Genomic DNA, 21,777 nt, shown 5'->3' on the forward strand with positions numbered 1-21,777 from the left:
TTTAATGCACATGCTCGGCCGTTGCCTTGCCAAGCTCGGACTTCAGGACGAAGCTGCCGTCCTTCACATAGCGCTGGCCTGTACTCAGACCCTGCAGCACTTCGGTGTTCTGGCCATCGGTCTTGCCCAGCTTCAGGGTCTGCGCCTTGAAGCCACCGTCCACCGGCACAAACACAACGGGCTTGTCGCCGTCGATCTTCTGGATGGCCGCACTGACCACCGTCACCGCCGCCTTCTGGCTGGATGCCGTCAGATCCACATTCACGAAGAGACCCGGACGCCAGATGCCGTCCGGGTTGTCCAGGGTGATGCGTGCCGGTGCGGTGCGGGTTTCCTGCCCGATCAACGCGCCCACATAGGCCACCGTCCCCGTGGCTTTCGATTCAAATGCCGTCGCGTGCACAGTGGCCTTTTCGCCCACGCGCACAAAGGGCAGGTCGCTGGCGGCCACCTTCATTTCGGCCCAGACCGAACGCAGATCGGAGATGGTGAACACGGCCGTGCTGTCCTGCACGGCCTCGCCCACGGAAAGATGCTTTTCCACCACCACCCCATCGAAGGGTGCGCGCAGCTCGAAGCGGTTCAAAGCCCCGGCAGAGCCCGAGCCGGCACCGATCGCGGCCAGCTTCTGCTGCGCATTGGCGGACGCGATCTCGGCCTCGCGCAGCGCCTGCTGGGCCTGCAGATAGTCCTGCTCGGCCGATATCTTTTCCTGCCACAGCTGCTTTTCGCGCTGATAGGTGGTGCGCGCCAGTGCGAGACGCTTTTGCGCTGCCATCAGCTCGCTGCGCTGCTCGGATACCGCAGGGCTGGTCAGGGTGGCCAGCAACTGGCCCTTCTTTACCACCTGCCCCAGATTGGCCGCCACGCTCTCCGCCACGCCCGCCACCCGCGGCACCACATGGGCCGTCCTGTCCTCGTTGAAGCGAATCTCGCCCGGCAACTGCAGCATGCTGGCTATCAACGCCGGGCCGGCCTCGGCCAGCGCCACGCCCGCAGCCCTGGCACGCTCGGCATCGAGTTTGAGCAGGCCTTCATCCTCATCATCGGCATGAGCGGATTCGGGCTCGGCTGCGGGTTTTCCGGTGCTTGCTGCCTGTTCATGCCCAGGCTCGCTGCCATGGTCATGCCCCTCTTTTTCGTCATGCTCATGCCCGTTCTTTTCTTCATGGGCATGACTCTTCTCTGCAGCACCGTGACCTTCAGCGCTTGCAGCCGCCGGCTGCGTACCGTAGACAATGGCTGCAGCAGCGGCCGCACCGAGCGCCAGAATGATGGCGATGGCAATCGCCGTGCGGCGGGGCTTAGGGGATGTGGAATTCATGATACGTGCTTGTTCTTACTCAAGACCGGGCACATCGCCCAGTTGGCGGGTGATGTCCGCAGCCGCCTGATGGGTGGCCACCAGTTGCTCCAGATAGAGGCTGCGTGCCTCGGCCAGCGTGCGCTGGGCATCCAGCACTTCCAGATAGCTGAACTTGCCCAGGGCAAAGCCCTTGGCAGCGACTTCGTAAGCGGATTCGGCCGCCGGCAGGACCTGCTGCGTCAGCTGCTCGGCCTGGGCCCGGCTGGTCTGCAACTGCTCGCGTTGCTGCTGCAACTGTGCGTACATTTGCTGGCGCGTGGCCAGCAGCTCGTCCTCGGCCTTGTCGGCCAGACGTAGCGCCTGCAGCTGATTGCCGCGGTTGCTGTCCAGGATCGGCAGCGGCACCGAGATACCCACCACCAGCTGATTGCGGCCCACTTCCTGCGCACGCTTCATGCCCAGACTCACGCTGGGGTCGGGCAGGCGCTTGGCACGCTCCAGCTCGGCGACGGACCTGGCCTGAAAAACGGCCTGCTGCGCGCGCAGCATCTGCGGTGAGTGCTCCAGCTTTTCCAGCATCAGGCCTTCATCGGGAAGCACAGGCAGTTGCGCCAGCTCCCCCACTGCGCTGCCAAATGCCGCAGGCTGCGCTCCCCACAGCGCCGCCAGCTGCTGACGCGCCACACGCAGACCGGAGCGCGCTTGCGCCAGCGCCAGCTCGGCACTGCTTTCGGCCACGCGGGCCTTGGTTTCCTCCAGCGGAGCCACCTTGCCTGCCAGCACGCGCTTGGCCGCGGCATCGCGGGCACTGCTGGCGATCTCCAGCGTCTTCTGATGCAGCTGCACGCGTTGCTGGCCGGCCAGCACATTGGCAAAAGCCGTGCGCACATCGGCGCGCAGACCGGCCTGCGCGGCCTCCAGCTCGGCCCTGGCCAGTTCGCGACCATGCCCGGCCGCCTTCATGCGGGCCTCGCGCTTGCCACCGATCTCTATGGACTGGTTCCATTGCAGAGTCATGGACCTGGTTTCGCGGCGCGTGTCCTCCTGCGAATAGGCCAGCTCGGGATTGGGTCTGGCACGGCTCTGTATCAATGCCCCCTCGCTGGCCGCCAGGGCCTGCGCTGCCGCCCGCAGACCGGGGTTGTGTTCCATGGCCAGCGCCAGTGCGGCCTGCAGGCTGATGGGGGCGGCTGCCGCTGCTGTTGCGGGCGCAGGTTGTTGCGCCCAGGCACAGGGCACGAAAAGGCCCAAACCGCTGCCCAGCAACACAGCGGCCGCCTTGGTGATGAATGTCATGGTGATGCTCCGCCGGCATGCCTGCCCTTCCATTGGCAGTCTTGTGCAAGCGGAGCAAATCTAGCCTCGCGGCCCCCACAGGGTTCTGACCTCAAGATGACAAATTTGTCATCTTCGCAAGCGACCGACTTGCTCGACAATCTGCGCATGAAGCTTCTAGTCATCGAGGACGAAACCAAACTCGCCGAATACTTGCAAAAAGGCCTGGGCGAGGAAGGCTTTGTGGTTGATGCCGCGCACAACGGCATTGACGGCCTGCATCTGGCCACCGAGCAGCCCTACGACCTCATCATTCTGGACGGCATGCTGCCCGGCATCGACGGCCTGGCCGTGCTGGCGGCTCTGCGCCAGTCGCGCCAGACGCCAGTGCTCATGCTCACGGCCCGTGCCCAGGTGGAGGACCGCGTCAAAGGACTGCAGGCCGGCGCCGATGACTATCTGGTCAAGCCTTTTGCATTTTCAGAACTGGTGGCCCGCGTTCATGCACTGCTGCGCCGCGGCCTGCAGGCCACGGCCACACCCGAAGCCACTGTGCTGCGCATGGCCGATCTGGAACTGGATCTGCTGCGTCACCGCGCCACACGTGCTGGCCAGCGACTGGACCTGACGGCCAAGGAGTTCAATCTGCTGAGTCTGCTGCTGCGGCGCCAGGGCGAAGTGCTGTCGCGCACCGAGCTGGCCTCCCAGGTCTGGGACATGAACTTCGACAGCGAAACCAATGTCGTAGAGGTCGCCGTGCGCCGCCTGCGCCTCAAGCTCGACGCACCGTTCGAGCTGCCCCTGCTGCACACGGTGCGCGGCATGGGCTATGTGCTGGAGCTTCGCCTTGATGCCTGATAGCCGGTGCTTACCATTCGCGTAGCGCGATCAGTTCCTCCACATCCGCATCTTCAAAACCATAAGCCTTGGCAATGGCCTCGAAGTCAGCCGCAATGCATTCACGTGCCGCCGTCTCTATCTCGCTGCCCTGCTCTTCGAACTCCTGCTGCAGATCGTTGAAACGCTCGGTCGCAGCGTGGGCCAATCGATACAGCTGCTCCAGATTCTGCGGCTTTTGCTGCTCTATCTGCAGACAGAGTTCTCTCAGAATATCCTCGCCCTTGCGAACCAGTTCTTCAGGGAAATAGCTGTCCTCGTACATCTCCAGCAAGAAGGCGTAGTTGTTCATGATGGCGTTACCAAGACTCATGGTCCGTTCCTTTTTCCAGCAAACCGCAAACAATGAATCTTCCAGCATAGCAGCCACTCATGACCGCTGATCACGTCTCTCCAGGCACTCCTCAGATCCCTAACCTGAGCCGCCGGCTGTCGCGCTCGCTGGCCCTGCAGACCATGCTGGGCCTGGGCCTGGTCTGCGTGGCCGTGTACTGGGGCAGCTGGCTGGCACTGGCCCAGCGCCAGCAGGAAAGCCTGGAGCAAAAGCAGGTCACGGTGACGCATCTGCTGCAACAGGCCCGTGCCAACCGCTCCGCGTCCAGCATGCAGCACATGCTGTCCGACTTTCTCACGGGCCACGAGGATATGTCGATCCGCGTCAGCTATGCCAGCGGCGCGCTGCTGTTCGAGAAACTGCACCAGCCCCTCGACGATGCTCACAGCGCACGGCGCAGCTTCAGCGTCGTGCTGCCAGCCCAAGTGGATCAGCAGGAACAGCAGCCCGTGCAGGTGCTGCTGATGCTGGACCGCCGTCCCGACGATGCCCTGCTGCGCCAGCTGGCCTGGATTCTGGGCCTGGCCGCCGTCAGCGGTGCGCTGCTGGTGTCGCTGTTCAGCGCCTGGCTGGTGCGCCGCGGGCTGGCACCTCTGCATTCGCTGGTGGAGCAGACCCGGCAACTGGGCGCCAAGGATCTCACGCACGACTGGCAGACCAGGCTTGACGACAGCAACCAGCCCCAGGAGCTGCGTCCGCTGATTGCACAGTTCAACGCGCTGCTGGAGCGGCTGGCGGTGGCCTACCGGCAGATGGAGGCCTTCAATGCCGATGTGGCCCATGAGCTCAACACCCCTCTGACCACGCTCATCAGCAGCTGCGAGCTGGCTCTGCGCAAGCCCCGCGATGCCGACGAGCTGCGCGATATCCTGGCTTCCAATCTTGAAGATCTGCAGCGCATGGCCGGCATCGTGGCGGACATGCTTTTTCTCTCTCACGCCGATCGCGGCGAAAGCGCGCACCGCATTCAGGTGGCCAGCCTGGCCAGCCTCGCGCACGAAGTGGTGGAGTATCACGAGGCCGCGCTGCAGGAGGCCGATCTGCAGGTGCGGGTGCAGGGCGATGCACAGGCCCAGGTCGATGCGCGTTTGCTGCGCCGGGCGCTGTCCAATCTGCTGGGCAATGCCACCCGCTATGCCACGCCGGGAAGCTGCATAGAGATACAGATCAGCTCGCCGCAGGCCGGCCAGGTCACGCTCGCGGTGCAGAACCAGGGCCAGGCCATTTCAGCCGAACATCTGTCCAGGCTGTTTGACCGCTTCTACCGCGCGGACGCAGCCCGCAGCCAGGCCGATCGCAACCACGGCCTGGGCCTGTCCATCGTGGCTGCGATTGCGCGCATGCACAGCGGACAGGCGTTTGCACGCTCCGACCTGTCCGTCACCAGCATCGGGCTGAGTCTGCCTGCGGACCTGGACGCATCAGCCCAGACACCTGTTTCCGGAGGCAACCAGGCGTAAATGCCGGGGATGCCCACAAGCAGCACCGTGCAGGGATGACAGGGAGCTGCGCGGTCAGGCCGCAAGATGGCCAGCCGTGTATCGCTGAAAGGAGACACCATGCATTGCTTGAGAAACGCTGCCTGTCTGGTCCTGGCCGCCAGTGCCGGCTTCGGCCTGCCCGCTCTGGCTCAGGGCCGGATTCCCGATATGCAGCAAGCCGGCGCCCTGCGCTATAGCTGCGGCGGCATAGGTGAGGACGAATCCACGCTCATGCGCGCCGCGATGAAGGACTACCCGCTGTCGCTGCTGTTTGCGCAAAAGGACGGCGCCTACCTGGCCAATGTGGCGGTCGAGGTCAGCTCCGGCAAGGACAGCAGCCGCTTCACGGCCAACGGCCCGGTCTGTCTGATCCAGCTGCCCGCCGGCAGCTACAAGATCACCGCCACCACCAGGGAGGGCGCCAGCCAGACCCAGGCGGCAGAGATCGGCAAGGGCCCGCATCAGCTGGACTTTCGCTACTAGCGGCGAGCCGCCGGCAGGCACCGGCAATGCCCCGGGCCTGTTCAGGGGCGATGCGCGCGGGCGGGCTCGGCCGGGCCCCGCAATGAGGACAATAAGCGCCATGCCCCAAGATCAAGACGCATCCACCTATCAGGCCCATCTGCAGGCCGGCAACGCGCTGGTGCAGCAGGCCCAGAAGATTGCCACGCAGGACTTCGAGCAGGCCCGCGCGTTCTGGCAGGCCGCCGGCAAGGAGTTCTATCTGGCACACAAGGCCGATATGAACGAACCGGAAGCCGCCTTTCGCCTGGCACAGGCCTGGATGGCCGAGGCCCACGCCTTGCAGAAGGAAGAAAACCGCAACGCCCTGCTGATGTGGGCCAACGCCGCTGCGCAATGCGAGCTGGCCTTTGACCTGGAGCCCGAAAACGGCCGCATCGCCATGACGGCTGCCAGCTGCCATCTGTTTGCCGGCCAGGCCGATGCCGCCAAGGCCTGGCAGCTGATTGGCAAGCAGCTGCTGCCGCCCGAGCCTTCGGAGCCCGCCGTCTGATACTTTTGATAGCTTGCTGCGCTCAATAACAAAGGGTTTCAATGCTTTTATGCATTAAAACCCTTTATTCATTGGCGTAAGCAGCTATTAACTTTGCTGTCTTTCGCGGAGACTAGCGCTCAAGTGCGGCGCGAATCTGCTGCGCATTGGCCCGCATGGCCTGGGGGCCGCTGCTGCCCAGCAAATACCAGAGCTGCGGATCGACGAACACCAGCTGCTGCTTGCGGCCCGCACGGGTGTTCTTGATGGTGTCGTTGTCGAACAGCTCACGCGACGGCACGACCGGCTTGCCGTCCTTGTCCCTGGTGCTGCCCGTGCCCGCATTGCGGTCGATCACGAACAGCCATTCGGGGTCAATCCTGGCGATATCTTCCATCTTCAGCGCAATGCCGCGCGCCTGCGCCGGATCTGCGGGCAAGGCGGGCTTGATGCCCAGCACGTCATGCAGCAAGCCGAAGCGCGAGCCTGGCGTCTGGGCGCTCATGTTTTTGTTGACGGCCAGCACCAGCAGGCCTGGCGCGGCCTTGGCCGCGGCAGCGCGGGTGGCCTGCACATCGCCGCGCACCTGCTGCATGAGCTGCGCGCCCTCATCCTGCTTGCCCCACAGGCTGGCCAGTGCGGTCACATTGCGCTGCATATCGCCGAGCAAGTCCTGGCCCGAAGTGCTCAGGTCCAGCGTGGGCGCGATACGGCTCAGCGTTTCGTACTTGCCGGCCGAGCGGCCGGCCACCACGATCAGATCGGGGCGGATGCGGCTCAGTGCCTCGTAGTCGGGCTCGAACAGCGAGCCCGCCACCTGATAACGGGCATCGGCGTAGCCCGACAGATAGGCGGGGAAATGGACCTTTGGCACGCCCGTCACCGGCAGCTTGAGCGCCTGCATGGTGTCCAGCGAAGCCAGGTCGTACACCACCACGCGCCGGGGAGCCAGGGGCAGCTCGGTCACGCCCCTGGCATGCTGGACCTGAATGCGGGCGGGCTGGGCCGCAGACGACAGGACCGCCTGCGTTTGCGCCCAGGCGCTGCCGGCCATCGTCAGCAATGCCAGGGTGGCGGCGCGACGGCTGATCAGTTGTTGCATGAAAAACCTTGAAAAGCAAAACAGAAGAAGAGTCAGCAGCCCTTGCCGCGCATTGCGGCAACGGGCTGCGCTGACCAGGATCAGAACTTGACGTTCATGCCCAGCCAATAGCGGCGGCCGTCGAGCACGGTGTCGTAATTGACGCCGTCATAGATGACCTGCTTGTCCAGCAGGTTGTAGATGCCCGCGTACAGCGTGACGGTCTTGTTGAGCTTGTAGGAGCCGCCCAGATCCAGCATGGTGTAGCTCTTCTGGGTGAAGCTGCCCGAGGACGCTCCGCCCGTGGGCGCGCTTTCCTCGCCGCGGTAGGAAGCCTTGAGCCAGCCGTTGAGCTGGGCCGTGGGGCTCCAGTCCAGCGAGACATTGAACAGATGGCGTGGCAGCTGGTTCAGCGGCATGCCAGCAAACTCGCCGCTCTTTTGCTCGGACTTGGTGAAGGTGTAGTTGGTCTTCAGGCGCAGCGTCTTGCTCAGCTGCGTGCCCAGCGAGGCCTCCAGGCCACGCGTGATGGCGTTGTCCACATTGATGTTGGTGGTGGGCACGCGGCCCGAGCTGTTGAGCGGGCCGCAGCTGGGGCAGGCCACGCGGGTGATCTTGTCCTCGAACTCGTTGTCGAACACCGTCAGCCCTGCCGTGGTGCCGGCGCCGCTGTCGTAGAGCACGCCAATTTCCTTGGTCAGCGAGGTTTCGGGCTTCAGATCCGGGTTGCCGTAGATATTGCCGCCACGGCTGCTCTGACCCCAGTCACCCACGGTCTGACGCAGCGACGGCGCACGAAATCCCGTGGAAACGCCGCCCTTGACCGTCCACTGCGGGGCCAGATTCCACACGCCATACAGACGCGGGCTGACCTGGCCACCGGCCTGGCTGTCATGGTCGTAGCGCAGGCCGCCGGTCAGTGCGAAGTCCTGGTGCAGACGCCACTCGTCCTCGGCAAACACGGCCCACTGGCTGCGATTGATGCCGGTGCGGCTGGCATTGGGCAAGGTGTTGGTGGTGGTGTCCGTCAGGTCCTGCTCGTTGTAGCTCACGCCCGTGGTCATCAGATGGCTGGCCCCTAGCGGTGCCACCCAGCTGCTGTTGAAGACCGTGTTCTTGATGGTCATGTCGCGCGACAGATTGCGCGTCTTCTCCTGCTGCAGATAGGTGTCCGAGGACGCCCAGCCCCAGCGCCCCTTGTGCTGCAGCGAGAAGTTGTCGCGCTCGAACTTACGATCGCTGAGTGCCGCCGTGGCCGCCAGCGTCTTGCCCGGTGTCGAGGTGTAGTGCTGCTTGCCCGTGCCCAGCTCGGCAATGATGTCGTGGTCCTTGTTGGGGGTCAGCGCCAGCTTGACGTTCAGCGCGCGGTTGTCGTAGTCGTTGTAGCCGTTGAGGATATTGTCCTCGCCGCGCTTGTTGTAGTTGCCGTAGATGCTCAGGCCCAGCAGATCGGTCTGTATGGGGCCGGACAGATAGAAATTGCTCTGGTAGATATTGCCCGAGGACGAGCGCTCCTGCAGCGTGGCTTCGGTGCGGATGGAGCCCATCCACTGTTTGGCCACCTTACGCGTGATGATGTTGATCACGCCGCCCATGGCGTCCGAGCCGTAGAGCGAGGACATGGGGCCGCGCACCACCTCGATGCGCTCGATCGCCTCCAGCGGCGGCACCCAGCTCTGGTCGGTGCCGGTGGAGCCGTTGGCCTGGGTTTCGCGCGTGTTGGTGCGCTTGCCGTCCACCAGGATCAGGGTGTAGTTCACGCCCATGCCGCGCAGGCTGATGTCGTTGGAATTGTTGTCCGAAGGCACCAGATTCACGCCGGGCACATCGCGCAGCGCGTCATGCAGATTGTTGTAGCTGCCTTTTTCCAGCTCTTCGCGCGTGATGACGGAAATCGATGCCGGCGCATCCTTGATCTCCTGCTCGAAGCCCGAGGCCGTCACCACCACCGTCTCCAGCGATTTTTCCTGCGCCGCGGTCAGCCCGTGGGTCAGCAGGCCGACAGCCGCCAACGCCATGCCCAGCAAGGGGCGCAGCGACCGGCGGACGGTGATCAGAGGACGGGAAGGTGAAGAGGCGCAGGCCGTGGCGAAGCCTGCAGCAGCGGCTGCATGAATTGGCATGATGAGTTCGGAAAAAAAGGCACATCGACCAGGCAAGGCTGCGCCCCATGGCCAGGGCCACGGAAAGCAGGTGCCGGTCAGCGAAGCATTCGCGCTGTTGGAGTGATGAAGAAGGCAATCACGATCTGCGCAGGAGATCGTCGTGGCTAAACCATGCAGCGGGGCATGGCGGCATGCGGCCATTCAATGGGCATGCCTGGCTGAGTCAAAGATTGCAGCAAGGTCTTCTTGTTGCGAATAATTCTCATTGTAACCGCAACTAACAGGCCTTCCAAAGAATTTTTACTGTTAAGTACTTTGGCGGCACTCGCACCGGCAAGCGCTGCTGGGCGATGAAAAGCCTTATCCCAGCCAGGCCAGCAGGCTGCGCCACAAGGCTGCGGCATGCGAGATCAGAAACAGCAGCAAGCCGATGGCCCCGCCCACCAGCGTTCCGTTGATGCGTATGTACTGCAGATCCTTGCCGATATGCGCCTCGATCAGCGTGGCCAGTTGCTCGGCATCCCAGCGCTGCACCGTGTCGGCAATATGGCGGGCGATGAACTGCGAAACATCGGGTGCCAGCGTGGTCGCCCAGCGCTTGAGGCGCTCGTTCATGGAGTTGCGCAGCGCCTCGTCATGCGCCAGCGCCTGCCCCAGCCAGCGCCCCATCACGGCGGCACGCCGTGCCATGGCCGAGTTTTCGTCGGCCAGATCGCGTTCCAGCCGGGCGCGCCAGCCGGCCCATAGCTCGCGCAGATAGACGGCCAGCTTCTCGTCATGCAGCAGATAGTTGCGCAGTTTTTCTACCCTCTCGGCGTAGGCGGGGTCGTTCTGCAGACCGTCTATCAGGCGCTGTATGGAGTTGTCGAAGGCCTGGCGCAAACGGTGGCCGGGGTTCTGGGCCACATCCTGCAGCAGGCTGTCCAGAGCGCTGGCAATCACGCTGGCCCCCTTGTCGCTGAGCCAGTCCGTGGGCAGCATTTTTTCCTTGATCGGATGCTCGCGCTTGAGCCAGACCACGATGGTCTGCGCGATCAGCACATGGGTCTGTTCCTGGCGCAGCACGCTGCTGATGCGCGCCAGCACATCGTCCAGCACCTCCTGATGGCGCCCGCCCGCCGTCAGCCCCGACAGCAGCGATGCCGCCGCGCGCGACAGATCCACATGCTGCATCACGGCCTTGAGCGACTGGGTCAGAAACTTCTCTACCTGCTTGTCCTGCACCATCTCCAGCGCCGCCAGCGCCAGCCGCGCCACCTGCCTGCCCAGCAGCTGGCTGTTGGCGGGAGCCGTCAGCCAGTCCGCCAGCGCCTGGGCCGGGTTGTTGCGCTCGATCAGAGCCACCAGCGAGGGCGCGTCGAGAAACTTGTCGCGCACGAAAGTGGCCAGGTTACGGCCTATGCGATCCTTGTTGCGCGGAATGATGGCCGTGTGCCGCCCCACCAGCGGCAGCGGAATATGGCGAAACAGCGCCGAGACCGCAAACCAGTCGGCCAGCGCCCCCACCATGGCGGCCTCGCAGATGGCCCGCAGACACACCAGCCATAGCGGAACGGCCTGGCCCTCCAGTCCCCAGCGCGAGCCCGCCAGCGCCGTGGCAATGAAGCCGGCTGTCACCAGCAGCAGCAAAATCAGCGGCAGCCGCTTGGCGCGCTGCAGGGACAGGCGTTGTTCTTCGGTGAGCATGACTCCAGCATAGGCGAGTCGGGCCGGCTCGCCTATGCCTGCGGTACTGATGACGGCGCATTGCCTGTCATGCGCCATTGCGACAACAGGAGACAGGCTTTTGCAATTGCACCGAAAATAGCGCTCTTGTATTCCCTGACTCTCGAAAAATCATGACCGAAGCCACCCGCCCCGAACTGCCCGACCATCTGTCCGTTGACCCTCGCAGCCCCCACCATGTGGCCGCCGTGTTCGAGCACGACATCGGCATCCGCTTCAACGGCAAGGATCGCTTTGACGTCGAGGAATACTGCGTCAGCGAAGGCTGGGTCAAGGTGCCCGCCGGCAAGACCCTGGACCGCAAGGGCAAGCCCCTGCTGATCAAGCTCAAGGGTACGGTCGAAGCGTATTACCGTTGACCCCCTGAGGCGCTTGCGCCGGGGCGGGGTCGCCCAGGCCCTTGCTCGTTGTCTCTCACTTGGCAATCGCCCAATTCAAAGAGCAATTAGCCAAGTCGCCGCCTCAGCAAAAAGAGCTGCTTGCGCTGGTTCTGCAAGGGTTTCAGATGCTTTATGCACTGAAACTCAGCATTACCAAGCGCAGGCAGCTCTTTTTTCATGAGCATCCATTTGTTTGCAGATCACAGCGCTCAAAACCGGCGCGCCCAAAACGAGGGACGCCGAGCAAGAGCCTGGGCGGCCCCGCCGCCCCGCAGCAAGGGCTGCCCCAGCGAGGGCTGCCCCAGCGAGGGTGTCGTCCCCCACCCCTAGCGCGCAGCGCGTAGAGAGAGGGGAAGCGGTGGGCCGCCTAGGCAAAACCGCTCAGGGGGTGCGATACCGTCAGGCCAGAGCTTCCGCAGGGCCGAAGAACTCGTAGTGCACCTGGGCGTCGGGCACACCGAGTTCACGCAGCGACTGCTTGACACTGCGCATGAAGCCGCGCGGGCCCAGGAAGTAGACATCGGCATCGCGCGACTCGGGCAGCCACTGGGCCAGTCGGTCAGTGCTCAGCAGGCCCTGGGCGTCGACCTCGTCGCCGGCTCCCGCCTGGTCGTAGCAATAGCGGCGCGTGAGCTGCTCGTGGCTGTTAGCCAGCGCATCGATCTTCTCGCGGAAGGCATGCACGCCGCGATCGCGCGCGCAGTGGATGAAGGTGATCTCGCGCCCCGTGGGCAGCGCGGCCTGCAGCATGGGCAGCGTGGGCGTGATGCCCACACCGCCGCTGATCAGCACCAGGGGCTTGGCATTGGCCTGCAAGGTGAAATGGCCAGCGGGCGGGAACAGCTCCAGCGTATCGCCCACGTGCAACTGGTCGTGCAAATGGTTGGAGACCTTGCCGCCGGCCTCGCGCTTGACGCTGATGCGATAGCTCTTGCCGTTGGCAGGCGCCGACAGCGAGTAGTTGCGGCGCTGCTCCAGGCCGTCAACCACCACGCGCAGACCGATGTACTGACCTGGCTGATGGGCGATCACCGCGCCGCCGTCCACGGGTTCCAGATAGAAGGACGTGATCTCGGCGCTTTCGGCCTCTTTGCGCACCAACTTGAAGGCACGCGCACCGCGCCAGCCACCTTCGGCTGCCGCAGTCTGCTCGTACACCGCGCGCTCCGCACCGATCAGGATATCGGCCAGCTGCTGATAGGCGGCGGCCCAGGCGGCGATCACCTCGTCCGTGGCGATCTCCGCCCCCAGCACCTCGCGAATGGCGCGCAGCAGGCAGGCACCGACGATGGAGTAATGCTCGGCCTGGACCTGCAGCGCCACATGCTTGTTGATGATCTGGGCGGGCAGATTGCCCAGGTTTTCCAGGCGGTCAATGTTCTTGGCATACATCAGCACGCTGTGCGCCAGAGCGCGTGGCTGGGCACCGCTTTGCTGGTGCGCCTGGTTGAACAGCGGGCGCACCTCGGGGTATTCGCCCAGCATGGTCTGGTAGAAATGCGTGATCAGCGCCTCGCCGCCGGTTTCCAGCAGCGGTACGGTGGCCTTGACGATCTCGCGTTGACGTTCGGTAAGCATGCAAATCTCCTGGTTGCTGCCTTGCCAGCTGCAAGGCTTGAGCGAATAAATGCAAACGGCGTGCCAGCAACAAGACCATTGCAAAACAATGGCTTGCAAAAACATGCGTCAATATGACATCAATCAATTGCTGTCCCATTGACACCATTCGATGTCGTTATGACAACATCTCACATTCTCAACGCCGTCAGCCCGCTGATAGCCGATCTGGCCCAGGACCTGTCCGAGCGCGAACGTCTGCGCCGCCTTCTGGCCGCACTGCGCAATCTGTTGCCCGCCGATGCCGTCGCCCTGCTGAAGCTCGAAGGCGAATGGCTACGCCCCATGGCGATCGACGGCCTGATGCCGGACACGCTGGGCCGGCGCTTTCGCCTGGGCGAGCATCCACGCTTTGCCCAGCTGCTGGCAGCCGGCCAGGCCATGCGCTTCGAACCCGACAGTCCCCTGCCCGATCCCTATGACGGGCTGGTGGCGCACAAAGGCCAGGCCATCAGCGAGCTGCATGTGCATGACTGCATGGGCTGCGTGCTGCAACTGGGCGGCCTGCCCTGGGGTCTGCTGACGCTGGACGCGCTGGAGCCGGGCCGGTTCGCCGACCCCGCGGCGCTGGCCATGCTGCAGGCCTTCAGCAATCTGGCCGCAGCCACCGTGGCCACGGCCGAGCGCGTGCACCAGCTGTCCCAGCTCGCGCGCGGCGCCACCGGCTCGGCCAGAGCGGCCGCGCCGCCGGAGCGCGGACTGCAGGGCGCAAGCCCCGTCATGCGCCAGCTGCAGAAAGACATTGCCCTGGTCGCCGCCAGCGATCTTTGCGTGCTCGTCACCGGCGAAACCGGCACCGGCAAGGAACTGGTGGCCCAGGCCGTGCATGCGCAGTCGGGCCGTGCCGACAAGCCCATGATCAGCATCAACTGCGCGGCCCTGCCCGACAACCTGGTCGAGAGCGAGCTGTTCGGCCATGTGCGCGGGGCCTTCACCGGAGCACTGACCGAGCGCAGCGGCAAGTTCGAGCAGGCGCATCAGGGCACGCTGTTCCTGGACGAGGTCGGCGAACTCTCGCTGCCCGTGCAGGCCAAGCTCCTGCGCGTGCTGCAAAGCGGCCAGCTGCAGCGCCTGGGTTCGGACCGGGAGCATCATGTGGATGTGCGCGTGATCGCCGCCACCAACCGCGACCTGGCTGCGGAGGTCCGCGCCGGGCGCATGCGCGCGGACTTCTATCACCGCCTCAATGTCTATCCGCTCGCCGTGCCGCCACTACGCGAGCGCGACAGCGATGTGCTGCAGCTGGCGGGCTATTTCCTCGAGGAGAACCGCTCGAGGCTCAGGCTCGGCGGCCTTCGCCTGGATACGGCCGCACAGGCGGCCCTGCTCAATCGCAGCTGGCCCGGCAATGTACGCGAGCTCGAGCACTGCATCAGCCGCGCCGTGCTCAGGGCCCTGAGCCGCAATGACGGCAGCGCCGGCCGCGCGGGAACCAGACTGCGCATCGTGACCCTGGGACTTGCCGATCTCTGGGAGCGGGTCGAGGCGCCTGCCGCCGCACAGGCCACCGCGTCCATGGACCCGGCCACCGCAACGGCAGCGCCCGAGGCCGGTCTGCGCGCTGCCGTCAGCGCCTATGAACGCCAGCTGGTCAGCTCCAGCCTGGCCCGCCACCGGGGCAGCTGGGCCGCCGCAGCGCGCGAGCTGCAGCTCGATCGCGCCAATCTGCAGCGCCTGGCCAAGCGACTTGAGATCGACAGGCCTTGATCAGCGGCCCTGGATGCCCAGCAGCTCCACATCGAAGTTCAGCGTGGCATTGGGGGGAACGGCACGGCCTGCACCACGGCTGCCATAGGCTATGCCGGGGGGGCATGTCAGCTTGGCCTTGCCACCCACTTTCATCTTCTGCACGCCCTCGGTCCAGCAGGGAATCACGCCATTGAGCGGGAACTCGATGGGCTGCTTGCGTGCATAGGAGCTGTCGAACTCCTTGCCGGTATCGGGGAAGTAGCCGCGGTAGTGCACCTTGACGGTGTCCGTCGCCTTGGGACTGGGCCCGCTGCCTTCGACCTGGCTTTCATAGATCAGCCCGCTGGCGGTAGTGACCGGCGCAGCATGAACCACTGCGCCAGCGCCCAGAGCAAATACAAACCCGATCACGGAGATTGCTTTTTTCATATCGGATGCACTGAGTAAACAAAACCCGACTTTATTACGAAGTCGGGTCGAAAAAAATGTCACGGCAGCAATGCCGCAAGCCGCACCTATCTCAGATCCGGGCAATGCCGATATCGTCCAGTGCCTTGGACAGATGCGCCACGGAGCGATCCGAGTCATGCCATTTGTCCAGGCCGAACAGGCCGATGCGGAAGGTCTTGAAGTCCGGGCCTTCATCGCATTGCAGCGGAACGCCAGAGGCGGTCTGCAAGCCCACCTTGAGGAAGGCACGGCCGCTCTGGATTTCCGCGTCAGTGGTGTAGCTGACGACCACGCTAGGCGCCTTGTAGCCCTCGGCGGCGACGCTGGGGAAGCCGCGCGACTGCAGCAACTCACGCACCTTGCGTCCCAGTTCCATCTGTTCTTCGCGCACCTTGGCAAAGCCGTATTCGCGCGTCTCCAGCATCACGTCACGCAGGCGCAGCAACGCATCCGTAGGCATGGTGGTGTGATAGGCGTGTTGGCCTTTTTCGTAGCCCTCGGCGATCTGCATCCACTTCTTCAGGTCGCAGGAGAAGCTGGAGCTCTGCGTGTGCTCTATGGCCTCGCGAGCGCGCGCCGAGAGCATGACCATGGCGCAGCAAGGCGAGCTGCTCCAGCCCTTTTGCGGCGCCGAGATCAGCACGTCCACGCCGGTTTTTTCCATATCGACCCACATGGCGCCCGAGGCCACGCAGTCCAGCACGAACAGCGCGCCAACCTCGTGCGCGGCGTCGGCGACGGTGCGCAGGTATTCATCGGGCAGCATGATGCCGCTGGCCGTCTCCACATGCGGGGCAAACACCACCTTGGGACGCTCCACGCGAATGGTCTCGGCCACATCCTCGGCCGGGCATGGCGCCCAGGGGTCCTGGCTGCCCTCGCCCTGCTTGCGCGCCTTGCAGACCACCGAGCCGCCGCCCAGGCCCGCATCGGCATCGAAGATCTGCGTCCAGCGGTAGCTGAACCAGCCGTTGCGCACGATCAGCACCCGCTCGCGATTGGCGAACTGGCGCGCCACGGCTTCCATGCCGAAGGTGCCGCTGCCGGGAATCAGCACGGCCGTGTTGGCGTGATAGACGTCCTTGAGCATGCCCAGGATGTCCTGCATCACACCCACGAACTTCTTGGACATGTGATTGAGCGCTCTATCGGTGTAGACCACCGAGAATTCGAGCAGGCCATCGGGATCGATATCGGGCAGAAGTCCGGGCATGGGGGTTATCTCCGCATAGAAAAACAGCTAGGCAGCTTATCACGCAGCGGTACAGCCTCTGGCCCGCCAGGCACGTTGGCTACACCCGCTGCGCCGCTCTTGTGCCAAGCTCACTCTCACGCCGCCGACCGCGACTGCTGAAACACCCGAATGCCTGCGCCTCCAACACCATCTGTCGATGCCTGCGCTTATGCAGCCCTTGAAGGGAAGCTGCAACCGCCCAGGCTTGGCCACGCCTGCGTGCCGCGCAGCAAGCTGCTGGGAATGCTGAAACAAACGCCGGAATGGCGGGTTCTGATGCTGCGCGCCCCGGCTGGCTACGGAAAAACGACGCTGATGAGCCTGCTCTTCGAGCACCTGGGCAGCGCGCCCGCCACCTTTTGCCACTGGTTGACGCTGGACCCATGCGATGAGGACCCCTTGCACCTACTGACCCATCTGCAGGCCTGCATAGACCGCAGTTGGGGCAGCCGCAGCGCCAGCGGCATCGCGCGCTTTGCCGATCTGGGCACATGGCTACAGGCCGTGGCCCTGCTGCCCGGGCAGCGGGTGCTGTTCCTGGACGAGCTGGAATCGGTGCAATCGAGCTCCTCGGTGCGACTGCTGCATCAGCTACTGCGCTTTGCGCCGGACAATCTGCGTATCGTCGCCAGCGCCCGTCCCCATTCCCCCATTGCGCTCGCGCGCATGAAGGTCGGCGCGGGTCTGCTGGAGTGGGGCGCACGTCAGTTGCGCTTCGATGACGGCGAAACCCGGGCCTTGCTGCAGGTGGGAAATGTCGGCCGCCCCCCGCCACCCCAGCCATGGCTGGAGCTGATCGCCCAACGCTGCGAGGGCTGGCCTGCTGCACTGCGCCTAAGCGCGCTCGCGCTGCATCGCAGCGAAAACAGCCCGCGCTTCCTGGACATGCTGCAGGACAACCGCTCCGATCTGGCCGAATACCTGGCCAACGAGGTCTTCGAGCAACAGCCGCCGCAATGGCGAGCCTTTCTGCTCGACACCTGCGTGCTGCGCTATCTGCTGCCCTCCCTGTGCGATGCGCTATGCGGACGCAGCGACAGCGCGCCGCTGCTGGAGGAGATGGCGCGGAGCCTGCAATTCATCACGCCGCTGAGCCAGGGGCCGGGGCAGAGCGGCGCCTGGATCTGCCACTCGCTGCTGCAGGATTTCTTGCGCAAGCGCCTGGACGCCCTTCACCCCGGTCGCGCCGCGCTTCTGCATTGCAAGGCAGCTACCTGGCTGGAAGCCAGAGGCCTGCTGACCGAAGCCGTGGGACACGGTCTCGATTGCGGCAACCCGGATTTCGCTGCCGCGCTGGTGAACCGCGCAGCTCGCCCGCTGGTGCTCAGCGGACACCTGGCGACAGTCCAGCAAGCGATTGCCCGCCTGCCCGCGCATATCGCGGACAGCCATCCAGGCATTGTCTGGGCCTCTGCCCGCGCGCATGCCTATCTGCATCAAGTCGAGGAGGCTCAGGCGCGCTTCCAGCAGTTGCGCGCGCTGTCCGCCCAGCAGGCGTTCGACCGCCCGATGCGGGAGGACTATCTGGCGCTGGAGGCGCTGCTCTTCATTGCCTCGGGCGATATGGAGCAGGTGCTCCGCGTCATCCAGCGCAATCTTTCATGGACCGAAGGTGACTATGCGCGAGGCAGCATGCTCAATGTGCAAGCCTATGCCGAGCTTGCGCGCATGAACTTCGACACGGCGCTGGCGCTGCTGGATCAGGCCGACCTCCACAACCGCAAGGCCTTGCACTTGTTCGGCCTGTCAGCTGCACAGGGGTTGCGTGCGGCCATCTGGAGTTCGCGCGGTGAACTGCGGAAGGCTCTGGCTTGCTACAGCGGCCAGAGCATGGATGAACGCAGCGAGTATGCAGCCCCCGGCCTGGGGCTGCGCTGCGAATTGCTCTACGAAACCGACCAGCTTGATGCGCTGCAAGCGTTGCTGGCCCTGCATACGCCACATGCTGACGACTCCCAGGCCACTGATCTGGTGATAGGCAGCTATCTGGCTGCGGCACGGCTGGACTTTGCGCGCGGCAACCACGAGGCCGCACAAGCCATTCTGGACAGGACGCTGGCACGTGCCCTGCAATGGAATTTTCACCGGCTGGTGATGGCTTGCCGCTGGGAGAAGGTGCGCATGGCCACGCTATCGGGCCAGCATGACCTGGCGCTGAAGCTGATGCCCGCAGAACGGCCCGATGCAGGCCGCTTTCACTTCGCCACCGATGCCGAAGCTGGCGACCTGACCTGGCTGCGCCTACTGGTGCGCAGCGGCCAGGCGCGCCAGGCACTGCCAGCCATTGCGCAGCGGATGGCCCAGGCGCAGTTCATGCAGCGCGGCTGGCGCGCGCTCAAGCTCGGCATTCTGCATGCCTGCGCGCTGGACGCGCTGGGCCAAGGCAGCGCTGCCGATGCTGCATTGGCCTCAGCACTGGACACGGGTAGCCGACAAGGCTTTGTGCGCAGCTTTGCCGACGAGGGGCCGCCCGTGCTCGACCGCATCGGCGCCTGGCTGACCAGCGCCGCGCCACTGCCTGCACCGCGCGAATATCTCCACCAGGTGCTGGCGGCAGGACGCAGCACGGCTGATGCGCAGAAGAAGCCGCGACACATCGACACATTCAGCCAGCGCGAGCGCGAATTGCTTCAGGCACTGGCACTGGGCGGACGCAACCAGGAAATCGCCCAACGGCTGCAGCTGACTGAAAACACGGTCAAGTGGTACCTGAAACGGCTGTACATGAAGCTCGATGCACACAACCGCACGCAGGCCATCGCCCAGGCCCGGCGTCTGCACCTGCTGGACTGAGACGCTGTTCACGAACCCACATGTCCGTTTTGATCGTTCCCCTCGGACACTCGGGGTTCATTCGCACCTTCCGACAACGCGACCAGGGCCGGAGCGCGAGACGCCTGGGCGACTGCAAGACCTGGCGACAAACCCTAATACCACCCAAACAGGTGGTGACGCATCTTGTCCCCTGTTCCTAGACTGCCTGCCACACAACGAATGATGGAGGCAGGCAGCATGAGCAATCCACCGCAAGGATTCCCCACACCAGGCGCTCGGCAGCCCGGCGATGCATCGACGGCAGTGACCAATGCCGTCTTTTCCAAGGTCAGCTGGCGCATCCTGCCGCTGCTGCTGATTGCCTACATGGTGGCCTACCTCGATCGCGTCAACGTCGGCTACGCCCAATTACAGATGAAGGAGACCCTGCCCTGGGATGTGGCTGTCTACGGCCTGGGCGCAGGAATTTTCTTCATCGGCTACTTTTTGTTTGAAGTGCCCAGCAACATGCTGCTGGAGCGGATCGGCGTGCGCAAGACGCTGCTGCGCATCATGGTGTGCTGGGGCCTGATCGCCGCAGGCATGATGTTCGTGCAGACGCCGACACAGTTCTACATTGCACGCTTTCTGCTCGGGGCCTTCGAGGCCGGGTTCTTCCCCGGCATGATTCTGTATTTCACATACTGGTATCCGTCAACGCGCCGAGGGCAAGTGATCGCCACCTTCATGGCAGCCACGACGATCATCGGCGTTCTGGCCGGGCCGTTGAGCGGTGCCACCCTCAAATACCTGAATGGGGTCAACGGCTGGCACGGCTGGCAATGGCTGTTCCTGGTGCAAGGCCTGCCCGCAGCAGTGCTGGGCGTGGTGGCCTTTTTCTGGCTGCAGGACAAGCCCGGCTCGGCCAAATGGCTGACCCACGCCGAAAAGGATGTGATCAACGAGAGCTTCGCCCAAGAGCAGAGCTCCGCCACCGACAAGGCCGCCAACGCCACCCACGGCCAGTTGCTACGCGATCCGAAGACGTGGCTACTCGCGCTGACGTATTTCTGCCTGCTGGGGGCCAGCTACACCATGGTGTTCTGGATGCCGACGCTGATCCAGAGTTGGGGCGTCAAGGACGTGCTGACCGTCGGTCTGCTGGCCGCCATCCCCAATGCCTGCGGCGTGGTGGGCATGATTCTGATTGGCCGCCACTCGGACCGCCAGCGCGAGCGCCGTCTGCACTTTGCCGCCTGCACAGGCCTAGCCGCAGTTTGCCTGTACGCGACGACCCTGCTGCAGGGCAATCTGCCGGGCTCGCTGCTCGCTCTGTCGCTTGGGGTCATCGGCCTGGCCTCGGCCACGCCGCTGTTCTTCGCCATGGTCAGCGAGTATCTGCCCGCCAAGGTAGCCGCCATCGGCATCGCCCTTATCAACTGTCTGGGCAACCTGGGCGGCGCCTTCAGCCCCTATGCGAACGCCCTGCTCATCAAGCAGACCGGCAACAACACCTACAGCATGTATCTGGTGATCGCACTGTATGTCTCAGCGGGTCTGCTGCTGCTCTTGACCGTGCGCCCGCCCCCACGGCATGCCGTGCCGCAGATGGCCTGAGTCGCCCCGGATACCTGCACGCAAGCCTCTATCTTCTATCCCCCAGCAATGAGTTCACTTCATGAAGACATCGATACAGGACATCCCCAGCCTCCAGGGCAAGATCAGCGCCGAGGAATGGCGCACGCGCATCGATCTGGCGGCTGCCTACCGCCTGGTCGCGCTGATGGGTTGGGACGATATGGTCTACACCCACATTACCGCCAAGATTCCTGGGCCCGAGCACCACTTTCTCATCAATCCCTACGGCATGATGTTCGACGAGATCACCGCATCCTCGCTGGTGAAAGTCGATCTTGCGGGCAATGTGGTGATGGACTCGCCCTTCCCCATCAATCCGGCAGGCTTCACCATCCACAGCGCCGTCCATGCGGCGCGCGAGGACGCCGGGTGCGTGCTGCACACCCACAGCGTCAACGGCGTGGCCGTGTCGGCGCAGGCGGATGGCGTGCTGCCCATCTCCCAGCAGTCCATCTTCGTGCTCAGCTCACTCGGCTACCACGACTATGAGGGCGTAGCACTGCGCGACGATGAAAAGCCTCGCCTGGTGCGCGACCTGGGCAGCAACAATTTCTTCATGCTGCGCAACCACGGCCTGCTGACCGTGGGCCAAAGCGTCGCCGACGCCTTCATGGCCATGTATACCTTCGAGTCGGTGTGCATGATCCAAGTACGCGCGCAGTCCGGCGGCGGCAGACTGACCATGATTGACCCGGCCATCATCGCCACCTCGGCGCAGCAGGCGCAGCAGGTCACCAAGGGCATGGGCTCCGGCGCGCTGAACTGGCCGGGGCTGCTACGCAGGCTGGACAGGCGCAACCCCGGTTACGAACGCTAG

18 protein-coding genes are annotated in these 21,777 nt (G+C 64.3%); 9 read left to right on the forward strand and 9 right to left on the reverse strand.

Annotation, left to right across the window (positions count from 1 at the left end; all coding sequences use genetic code 11):
• Position 1: 1 nt before the first annotated feature.
• Positions 2 to 1,324 carry an efflux RND transporter periplasmic adaptor subunit gene (locus tag CTR2_RS25350; RefSeq protein WP_087080023.1) on the reverse strand — a complete coding sequence of 441 codons (1,323 nt, stop codon included), beginning with the start codon at positions 1,322 to 1,324 and terminating at the stop codon, positions 2 to 4.
• Positions 1,325 to 1,339: 15 nt separating this feature from the next.
• Positions 1,340 to 2,602 carry a TolC family protein gene (locus CTR2_RS25355; RefSeq protein WP_087080021.1) on the reverse strand — a complete coding sequence of 421 codons (1,263 nt, stop codon included), beginning with the start codon at positions 2,600 to 2,602 and terminating at the stop codon, positions 1,340 to 1,342.
• Positions 2,603 to 2,749: 147 nt separating this feature from the next.
• Between CTR2_RS25355 and CTR2_RS25360 the strand changes: the two genes are divergently transcribed.
• Complete coding sequence (locus tag CTR2_RS25360) at positions 2,750 to 3,439, forward strand: heavy metal response regulator transcription factor (RefSeq protein ID WP_087084415.1); 690 nt, start codon at positions 2,750 to 2,752, stop codon at positions 3,437 to 3,439.
• 10 nt (positions 3,440 to 3,449) lie between these two features.
• On the opposite strand, the gene CTR2_RS25365 is transcribed toward CTR2_RS25360, so the two are convergent.
• On the reverse strand, positions 3,450 to 3,791 hold the full coding sequence (locus CTR2_RS25365) for a DUF5713 family protein (RefSeq protein ID WP_012840052.1): 342 nt from the start codon (positions 3,789 to 3,791) through the stop codon (positions 3,450 to 3,452).
• Between the two features lie 59 nt (positions 3,792 to 3,850).
• On the opposite strand from CTR2_RS25365, the gene CTR2_RS25370 reads away from it, so the two are divergent.
• The 3 genes from CTR2_RS25370 to CTR2_RS25380 all read left to right on the forward strand — a co-directional run bounded on the left by CTR2_RS25370 (position 3,851) and on the right by CTR2_RS25380 (position 6,308).
• Positions 3,851 to 5,272: a heavy metal sensor histidine kinase gene (locus CTR2_RS25370; protein WP_087080019.1), complete on the forward strand. Its 1,422-nt coding sequence runs from the start codon at positions 3,851 to 3,853 to the stop codon at positions 5,270 to 5,272.
• Positions 5,273 to 5,371: 99 nt separating this feature from the next.
• The gene (locus CTR2_RS25375; RefSeq protein WP_254913200.1) at positions 5,372 to 5,776 is read left to right on the forward strand and encodes a hypothetical protein; all 405 of its coding nucleotides are present in this window, start codon (positions 5,372 to 5,374) and stop codon (positions 5,774 to 5,776) included.
• A gap of 100 nt (positions 5,777 to 5,876) precedes the next feature.
• A complete protein-coding gene (locus tag CTR2_RS25380; RefSeq protein WP_087080015.1) occupies positions 5,877 to 6,308 on the forward strand; it encodes a hypothetical protein in 432 nt (143 codons plus the stop codon).
• 112 nt (positions 6,309 to 6,420) lie between these two features.
• Here the strand turns inward: CTR2_RS25380 and CTR2_RS25385 are convergent, their stop codons facing one another.
• The 3 genes from CTR2_RS25385 to CTR2_RS25395 all read right to left on the reverse strand — a co-directional run bounded on the left by CTR2_RS25385 (position 6,421) and on the right by CTR2_RS25395 (position 11,159).
• Positions 6,421 to 7,389, reverse strand: coding sequence for a siderophore ABC transporter substrate-binding protein (locus CTR2_RS25385; protein WP_087080013.1), 969 nt, complete (start codon positions 7,387 to 7,389; stop codon positions 6,421 to 6,423).
• A gap of 80 nt (positions 7,390 to 7,469) precedes the next feature.
• Positions 7,470 to 9,491 (reverse strand): ligand-gated channel protein, encoded by a 2,022-nt coding sequence (locus tag CTR2_RS25390; protein ID WP_087080011.1) that lies wholly within the window; start codon positions 9,489 to 9,491, stop codon positions 7,470 to 7,472.
• A 342-nt stretch (positions 9,492 to 9,833) separates the two neighbouring features.
• The gene (locus tag CTR2_RS25395) at positions 9,834 to 11,159 is read right to left on the reverse strand and encodes a DUF445 domain-containing protein (RefSeq protein ID WP_176391571.1); all 1,326 of its coding nucleotides are present in this window, start codon (positions 11,157 to 11,159) and stop codon (positions 9,834 to 9,836) included.
• Between the two features lie 152 nt (positions 11,160 to 11,311).
• On the opposite strand from CTR2_RS25395, the gene CTR2_RS25400 reads away from it, so the two are divergent.
• On the forward strand, positions 11,312 to 11,557 hold the full coding sequence (locus CTR2_RS25400) for a DUF3297 family protein (RefSeq protein ID WP_003050615.1): 246 nt from the start codon (positions 11,312 to 11,314) through the stop codon (positions 11,555 to 11,557).
• 420 nt (positions 11,558 to 11,977) lie between these two features.
• On the opposite strand, the gene hmpA is transcribed toward CTR2_RS25400, so the two are convergent.
• Positions 11,978 to 13,156, reverse strand: coding sequence for an NO-inducible flavohemoprotein (gene hmpA, locus CTR2_RS25405; protein ID WP_087080008.1), 1,179 nt, complete (start codon positions 13,154 to 13,156; stop codon positions 11,978 to 11,980).
• Positions 13,157 to 13,315: 159 nt separating this feature from the next.
• Between hmpA and norR the strand changes: the two genes are divergently transcribed.
• A complete protein-coding gene (norR, locus tag CTR2_RS25410) occupies positions 13,316 to 14,902 on the forward strand; it encodes a nitric oxide reductase transcriptional regulator NorR (protein ID WP_087080006.1) in 1,587 nt (528 codons plus the stop codon).
• On the opposite strand, the gene CTR2_RS25415 is transcribed toward norR, so the two are convergent.
• The gene (locus CTR2_RS25415; RefSeq protein WP_039050153.1) at positions 14,903 to 15,313 is read right to left on the reverse strand and encodes an FKBP-type peptidyl-prolyl cis-trans isomerase; all 411 of its coding nucleotides are present in this window, start codon (positions 15,311 to 15,313) and stop codon (positions 14,903 to 14,905) included.
• Between the two features lie 91 nt (positions 15,314 to 15,404).
• Positions 15,405 to 16,547 carry an aminotransferase class V-fold PLP-dependent enzyme gene (locus CTR2_RS25420; RefSeq protein WP_087080004.1) on the reverse strand — a complete coding sequence of 381 codons (1,143 nt, stop codon included), beginning with the start codon at positions 16,545 to 16,547 and terminating at the stop codon, positions 15,405 to 15,407.
• A 264-nt stretch (positions 16,548 to 16,811) separates the two neighbouring features.
• Here CTR2_RS25420 and CTR2_RS25425 point away from each other — a divergent pair, with 264 nt between their 5' ends.
• From CTR2_RS25425 to CTR2_RS25435, 3 genes are all read left to right on the forward strand, one after another.
• Entirely contained in the window at positions 16,812 to 19,361 is a 2,550-nt protein-coding gene (locus tag CTR2_RS25425; protein ID WP_176391570.1) for a winged helix-turn-helix domain-containing protein, read from the forward strand.
• A gap of 219 nt (positions 19,362 to 19,580) precedes the next feature.
• Positions 19,581 to 20,939, forward strand: coding sequence for an MFS transporter (locus CTR2_RS25430; RefSeq protein WP_254913199.1), 1,359 nt, complete (start codon positions 19,581 to 19,583; stop codon positions 20,937 to 20,939).
• 61 nt (positions 20,940 to 21,000) lie between these two features.
• Positions 21,001 to 21,777 (forward strand): class II aldolase/adducin family protein, encoded by a 777-nt coding sequence (locus tag CTR2_RS25435; RefSeq protein ID WP_176391569.1) that lies wholly within the window; start codon positions 21,001 to 21,003, stop codon positions 21,775 to 21,777.

It is taken from the genome of Comamonas thiooxydans, from assembly GCF_002157685.2.
GTDB lineage: Bacteria > Pseudomonadota > Gammaproteobacteria > Burkholderiales > Burkholderiaceae_C > Comamonas > Comamonas testosteroni_H.

Bases quoted from the DNA above. Each gene is read 5' to 3' on its own strand.
- CTR2_RS25385 (WP_087080013.1), bottom strand. From the start codon at position 7,389: ATGCAACAACTGATCAGCCGTCGCGCCGCCACCCTGGCATTGCTGACG.
- CTR2_RS25435 (WP_176391569.1), top strand. From the start codon at position 21,001: ATGAAGACATCGATACAGGACATCCCCAGCCTCCAGGGCAAGATCAGC.
- CTR2_RS25375 (WP_254913200.1), top strand. From the start codon at position 5,372: ATGCATTGCTTGAGAAACGCTGCCTGTCTGGTCCTGGCCGCCAGTGCC.
- CTR2_RS25390 (WP_087080011.1), bottom strand. From the start codon at position 9,491: ATGCCAATTCATGCAGCCGCTGCTGCAGGCTTCGCCACGGCCTGCGCC.
- CTR2_RS25420 (WP_087080004.1), bottom strand. From the start codon at position 16,547: ATGCCCGGACTTCTGCCCGATATCGATCCCGATGGCCTGCTCGAATTC.
- norR (WP_087080006.1), top strand. From the start codon at position 13,316: ATGACAACATCTCACATTCTCAACGCCGTCAGCCCGCTGATAGCCGAT.
- CTR2_RS25430 (WP_254913199.1), top strand. From the start codon at position 19,581: ATGAGCAATCCACCGCAAGGATTCCCCACACCAGGCGCTCGGCAGCCC.
- CTR2_RS25350 (WP_087080023.1), bottom strand. From the start codon at position 1,324: ATGAATTCCACATCCCCTAAGCCCCGCCGCACGGCGATTGCCATCGCC.
- CTR2_RS25355 (WP_087080021.1), bottom strand. From the start codon at position 2,602: ATGACATTCATCACCAAGGCGGCCGCTGTGTTGCTGGGCAGCGGTTTG.
- CTR2_RS25395 (WP_176391571.1), bottom strand. From the start codon at position 11,159: ATGCTCACCGAAGAACAACGCCTGTCCCTGCAGCGCGCCAAGCGGCTG.
- CTR2_RS25365 (WP_012840052.1), bottom strand. From the start codon at position 3,791: ATGAGTCTTGGTAACGCCATCATGAACAACTACGCCTTCTTGCTGGAG.
- CTR2_RS25415 (WP_039050153.1), bottom strand. From the start codon at position 15,313: ATGAAAAAAGCAATCTCCGTGATCGGGTTTGTATTTGCTCTGGGCGCT.
- CTR2_RS25425 (WP_176391570.1), top strand. From the start codon at position 16,812: ATGCTGAAACAAACGCCGGAATGGCGGGTTCTGATGCTGCGCGCCCCG.
- CTR2_RS25370 (WP_087080019.1), top strand. From the start codon at position 3,851: ATGACCGCTGATCACGTCTCTCCAGGCACTCCTCAGATCCCTAACCTG.
- CTR2_RS25380 (WP_087080015.1), top strand. From the start codon at position 5,877: ATGCCCCAAGATCAAGACGCATCCACCTATCAGGCCCATCTGCAGGCC.
- CTR2_RS25400 (WP_003050615.1), top strand. From the start codon at position 11,312: ATGACCGAAGCCACCCGCCCCGAACTGCCCGACCATCTGTCCGTTGAC.
- hmpA (WP_087080008.1), bottom strand. From the start codon at position 13,156: ATGCTTACCGAACGTCAACGCGAGATCGTCAAGGCCACCGTACCGCTG.
- CTR2_RS25360 (WP_087084415.1), top strand. From the start codon at position 2,750: ATGAAGCTTCTAGTCATCGAGGACGAAACCAAACTCGCCGAATACTTG.